Origin of the sequence: Phytoactinopolyspora endophytica (genome assembly GCF_004138495.1) — a bacterium.
Classification (GTDB): domain Bacteria; phylum Actinomycetota; class Actinomycetes; order Jiangellales; family Jiangellaceae; genus Phytoactinopolyspora; species Phytoactinopolyspora endophytica.
Genome location: NZ_ML142852.1, coordinates 243,546 through 248,160 on the forward strand (window position 1 = coordinate 243,546; position 4,615 = coordinate 248,160).

The window sequence follows — 4,615 nt, forward strand, 5'->3', positions numbered from 1 at the left end:
ACCGGATCTCCGCCAGACCCGGCTCCTCGGTGTCGGATCGGACTATCAGCATGCCGTGGCCCGGCCGCACCGTGATCGACTTGATCTCGCTGACATCGCCGGCCGACATCGTCTCCCACATCTGGATCAGGCCCTCTTCGGTGAACAGGCCCGGCTTCTCGGTCGCGATGTCCGGGACGTCGACGTCGACCGGTTCCAGGCCCGCGGCGCCACCGTCTTGGTCGCCCTCGACGACGCCCCCGCCGGTGGCCTCGTGCTGCTCGACGGGTGTGGAGGACATCGCCGCGGCGGCCCCCACGATGGCCGCCGCACACAGTACGCCGACCAGGACCATCCGACCGTACGGCGGCCGCTTGACAGCTGGGACCGGCCGCGGGCTGGTCGGCGATGCCGACGGAATGTCATCGACCAACGCCTCCAGATCGGCGATGGTCGCCGCCTCGTACACCAGCGCAGTGCGGGACTGCATGTCCTCAGCGCTGATCCGGCCATCGCTGAAGGCGGCCGAGACCGCCTCCGCGTATCGCTCACGGTCCGCGTCGGACGGCCGCCACCGGCGGTCGGGACCCGTCGACCTCCCGTACGAGCTCATGTTCACGATCCATCTCTCAGCAGATGCCGTCCCGTACCGTCCCACGTCAGGGTGGCGCTCGATCCATAGTCGTCGGACTCCAGGTGAACCGTGACCGTCACGACACCGCGATGCGAGGAGTCCCGCGCGATGACGACATGGCTGACCTGCCTGCCCTGTAGGCCCGCGACGTCCGCCGCCTGGCTGGTCACCGCCGCGACCACGCCCTCGGCGATGTCGGACGCCGCGAAGACCTCATCCTCGAGTTCGTCTGACTCCGCGATCTCGCCTCCGGGCACCGGTTCGCCGAGCTCGCCGTCGTTGAAAGCGATCTCGTCGTACTGGCGTGCGCCCGGGGCCGTCTGGACTTCGAAGGATGCGCGGTCAGGGCGGACGACGACGTTCAGATACCCTTCGACGCCTTCCGCCCCGAGCCGCTCGAAGAGCGCCTCGACCATGCCCGGGGCGTACAGGTCGATCGCATCCTGTCCGTCCACGGCCTCCGCTTCGCCTCCATCCGCCACCACGTCGGCTGGTGCGGCACCCACTGTGTCGCCACTACCGGACGCGTCCGAGTCCATGGCACGGGTGACGAGGCCGGCCCCCGCCAGGCCCACCATCACAGCGACGACCAACGTGACAGCCCAGCCTTTCGCCACCGCCGCACGTGGTGCCCGCGGGTCCGCGCCCCCCGACATTCAGGTGTCCAAAGCCGTCGGCCGCACCGCGTAGTGCAGGGCGACGATGCCACCGCTGAGGTTCCGCCAGCGCACACCGGACCACCCGGTACGACGCAACCGCTCGGCCATGCCACGCTGGTCCGGCCATACGGATATCGACTCGGCGAGATAGACGTAGGCGTCCGGGTTGCTCGCGACACGCCTCGCCACCGAGGGCAGGGCGCGCATCAGGTACTCCAGGTACATGGTCCTCAACGGTGCCCACGTCGGATGACTGAACTCGCAGAGCACCATCCGGCCACCTGGCCGCGTGACCCGCAGCATCTCGCTCAGGCCGGAATCGGGGTCGTGGACGTTGCGCAGACCGAACGAGATGGTCACGGCATCGAACGACGCGTCGGCGAACGGCAGCCTCGTGGCGTCACCGGCGACGAACGCGAGGTCGGCGCGGCTCCGCTTGCCGGCTTGGAGCATGCCGAGAGAGAAGTCGCACGGCACCACGGTCGCCCCGGCCGCCTGAAACGGCTCGCTGGAGGTCCCCGTCCCAGCGGCCAGGTCGAGCACTCGTTCGCCGGGGACAGCGGCCACGGCCCGTTCGACGGCACGCCGCCAGAGCCGGTCCTGTCCGAACGAGAGGACGTCGTTGGTGAGGTCGTAGCGATCGGCGACGTCGTCGAACATCGCCGCGACCTCATGTGGCTGCTTGTCGAGGGAAGCCCGGATCACGATGCCAAGCTTAGTGACTGTCGACGTCACCACAGCGGCGGCATGTGAAGCAGCCGTGTGTCCGTTGCGCACCGGACGGGTATGCACGTGTGTTGTGACCAAATCGTCAGCGACCGGCTGCGGGCAGGTGCACGATTCAGGCATAAGCTTGTGCCCCGTGACGAGCGCCCCCTTGACCGCCCCTGTGCCGGATCTGGTCACGCGCACGGTCGAGATTCCCGACCCTGGCGCGCTGCTCTCATTACTTCCCGACGACGCGCCGCTGGCCTGGGTACGACGCGGCGAGGGCCTGGTCGGCTGGGGCGAGGCAGCCCGGTTCGAGGCCTCGGGCGCCACCCGGTTCGCCGACGCGGAGCGCTGGTGGAACACGATCAGTCAGACGGCCGTCGTCCGGGACGAGGTCGACTTGCCGGGCTCCGGGCCGGTCGCCTTCGGATCGTTCACGTTCGACGATGCCGGCACGTCGTCGCTCATCCTCCCCGAGACCGTGGTCGGACACCGGCACGGACGCTGGTGGGTGACCACGGTCAGCGTGACTGGAAACCTGCCTCCGTGGCCGATGCTGCCGCGCACCACCCCGGCACGCCGCCCTGGCCTGGTGACCTTCGCCGACGGCGCACTGAGCGGGCCCGCGTGGGAACACGTCGTCGCTCAGGCCGTGGAGCGGATCAACGCCGGGGAACTGGACAAGGTCGTCCTCGCCCGGGACCTGGTGGCTGAGAGCCCACGCTCGATCGACCCACGTTGGCCGCTGAACCGGCTGAGCGACCGCTACTCCCGGTGCTGGACGTTCAGCGTCGACGGCATCCTCGGGGCTACCCCCGAGCTGCTGGTCCGCCGCGAGCGAGGGCTGGTCACATCGCGTGTCCTGGCCGGCACCATCCGCCGCACTCACGACGACATCCACGATCTCGCGCTCGCCGCCTCATTGGCCCGGTCCAGCAAGGACCTGGAGGAGCACGAGTTCGCCGTCCGCTCCGTCGCCGACTCGCTCGCCCCGTTCTGCTCCAGCATGAACGTGCCCGAGACGCCGTTCGTTCTTCATCTGTCGAACGTGATGCACCTGGCCACCGACCTGGCGGGCGTCGCAACCGGCGAGGTCTCGTCGCTCACGTTGACCGAGGCCCTTCACCCGTCGGCCGCAGTGGGCGGGACTCCGACAGACAAGGCGCAGGCGCTGATCCGTGAGATCGAGGGGCTCGACCGCGGCCGCTACGCCGCGCCGGTCGGCTGGATCGACAGCAACGGCGACGGCGAGTGGGGCATCGCGCTACGTTGCGCCCAGATCGACCCGGGAGACAGTGCACGCATGCGGCTCTACGCCGGGTGCGGCATCGTCGCCGGCTCAGACCCTGGCGCGGAACTCGCCGAGAGCACTGCCAAGCTCGTGCCCATGCGGGATGCCCTGGCCCGTTGACCGGGCCGGGCCGTCCGCGGGCAGCTGACCTCGGCGGGAGAGCGCTGTGTTCGGGGCAGTTACCGTTCCCGGACGGTGTAGGTCAGGTGGGTCACCCTTGGGGAGGGCTCCGCGCGGACCGGCTCCAGGGCCACGCGGCCCGCGTCCACGCCCTCGAACAGGCGGATTCCGGAGCCGAACAGCACGGGTGACAGCGCGATCGAGAACTCGTCGATCAGGCCGGCGTTCACGTACTCCAGGATCGTCGCGCCGCCGCCGGCGATGCGGACGTCGCGGTCGCCGGCGGCCTCGCGGGCTCGGTCGAGCGCAGTCTCGATGCCGTCGTTGACGAAATGGAAGATGGTCCCGCCCGGCCGCTCCCAGGGGTCACGCTTCTCGTGCGTCACCACAAAGATCGGCGTGTGGAACGGCGCCTCCTCCGGCCACGCCTTCTCGCCGGCGTCGAACATGCGCTTGCCCATCACGCTCGCGCCGGTGCGCAGATGCGTCTCCCGCACGATGTCGTTGTCGCGCCCTTCCTCACCGCCCCCGCCGAGCTTCAGGTTCTCCCGGAAGAACCGCTGCGGGAAGATCCACCTCTGCAGTTCCACCCACTGCTTCCCCATCAAGTCCTCGAGGGACTCGGGTGCGATGAACCCGTCCAACGACATCGTCACGCTGAAGAACACCTTCCCGGCCATCAGCCATCATCTCCCAACCGAGCGATCTCGGTGACGTAGGCAGCTAGGTTGCCCAGGGTCTGCTGGCCGCCCTCGATCGCGTGGTACTTCTCGACCGCCTCGTCGCGCTGTTCCTTGGTGGGGAACACCGTGCGCATCTCGATCCGGGTCGCCGCTCCGTCGGGCTCGAACGTGAGGACCGACTCGAAGGCGTTCGGGTCGTCGCGGGACTCACCGTGGAGCAACGCGATCCGCTCCGGCGGGGCGATCTCGGTCCAGGAGATCCACTCGGGGTAGTCCGTCCCGTCCGGTCCGTGCATCACGAAGTCCCACTCTCCGCCGACACTGAACTCGAACGACTGCGTGGTGGTGGTGAACCCTTCCGGTCCCCACCACCGCGCCAGGTGCCGGACTTCGGTGAACGCCTCGAACACCAGCTCCCGCGGGGCATCGATGACCCGGGAGATCACGATCTCCCGGTCGGCCGTCGCGGACTGCGCCGGCGTTCCTCGTTCCGTCGAACTCATCAGCTACTCCTCCTGCCTTGCCTGCTTGAGGTCCT

Annotated in this window: 6 protein-coding genes; 1 reads left to right on the forward strand and 5 read right to left on the reverse strand. The window is 69.0% G+C overall.

Going from position 1 to position 4,615, the window contains the following annotated elements:
- From ELR45_RS09520 to ELR45_RS09530, 3 genes are all read right to left on the reverse strand, one after another.
- Positions 1-592 (reverse strand): DUF1707 SHOCT-like domain-containing protein (locus ELR45_RS09520; protein WP_165367634.1); only part of this gene is annotated, 592 nt, incomplete at its 3' end.
- Positions 593-594: 2 nt separating this feature from the next.
- The gene (locus ELR45_RS09525; protein WP_129665431.1) at positions 595-1,269 is read right to left on the reverse strand and encodes a hypothetical protein; all 675 of its coding nucleotides are present in this window, start codon (positions 1,267-1,269) and stop codon (positions 595-597) included.
- Positions 1,270-1,977 carry a demethylmenaquinone methyltransferase gene (locus ELR45_RS09530; RefSeq protein WP_129665433.1) on the reverse strand — a complete coding sequence of 236 codons (708 nt, stop codon included), beginning with the start codon at positions 1,975-1,977 and terminating at the stop codon, positions 1,270-1,272. It lies immediately after the preceding gene.
- 157 nt (positions 1,978-2,134) lie between these two features.
- Here ELR45_RS09530 and ELR45_RS09535 point away from each other — a divergent pair, with 157 nt between their 5' ends.
- Positions 2,135-3,394, forward strand: coding sequence for an isochorismate synthase (locus tag ELR45_RS09535; protein ID WP_205856294.1), 1,260 nt, complete (start codon positions 2,135-2,137; stop codon positions 3,392-3,394).
- Positions 3,395-3,453: 59 nt separating this feature from the next.
- On the opposite strand, the gene ELR45_RS09540 is transcribed toward ELR45_RS09535, so the two are convergent.
- The gene (locus tag ELR45_RS09540; protein WP_129665437.1) at positions 3,454-4,074 is read right to left on the reverse strand and encodes a dihydrofolate reductase family protein; all 621 of its coding nucleotides are present in this window, start codon (positions 4,072-4,074) and stop codon (positions 3,454-3,456) included.
- Positions 4,074-4,580, reverse strand: coding sequence for an SRPBCC family protein (locus tag ELR45_RS09545; RefSeq protein WP_129665439.1), 507 nt, complete (start codon positions 4,578-4,580; stop codon positions 4,074-4,076). The genes ELR45_RS09540 and ELR45_RS09545 overlap by 1 nt, the downstream gene beginning before the upstream one ends.
- Positions 4,581-4,615 lie beyond the last annotated feature (35 nt).

Coding starts and splice junctions, on each gene's coding strand:
- ELR45_RS09525 (WP_129665431.1), bottom strand. CDS start 1,269: ATGTCGGGGGGCGCGGACCCGCGGGCACCACGTGCGGCGGTGGCGAAA.
- ELR45_RS09540 (WP_129665437.1), bottom strand. CDS start 4,074: ATGGCCGGGAAGGTGTTCTTCAGCGTGACGATGTCGTTGGACGGGTTC.
- ELR45_RS09545 (WP_129665439.1), bottom strand. CDS start 4,580: ATGAGTTCGACGGAACGAGGAACGCCGGCGCAGTCCGCGACGGCCGAC.